Origin of the sequence: Cobetia sp. BMC6, assembly GCF_029991385.1 — a bacterium.
Lineage (GTDB): Bacteria > Pseudomonadota > Gammaproteobacteria > Pseudomonadales > Halomonadaceae > Cobetia.
Genome location: NZ_JAKUMF010000102.1, coordinates 1 through 221, shown reverse-complemented (window position 1 = coordinate 221; position 221 = coordinate 1). Strand labels below are relative to the sequence as shown.

General features: G+C 54.8%; 1 rRNA gene. It reads right to left on the bottom strand.

The annotated features are described in order from the left end of the window. Positions 1 to 150 precede the first annotated feature (150 nt). Positions 151 to 221: ribosomal RNA gene (locus MKZ40_RS17175) — 23S ribosomal RNA — on the bottom strand; the annotation flags it as partial.

The window sequence follows — 221 nt, the reverse complement described above, 5'->3', positions numbered from 1 at the left end:
ATGGTCGTCAGGCGAAACGGTGGCATCTTGCGATGCCTGAGTCTCGAGGCTTGTGGCCTCGGGACTCGCAATATGAATCATGCTGACCGATATGTCGTCGATCCTGTCGCAATCCCGGCGGTTTGCCGGAGCAAACCCCTTGGGTGTTATATGGTCAAGCCTCACGGGCAATTAGTACTGGTTAGCTCAACACATTGCTGTGCTTCCACACCCAGCCTATC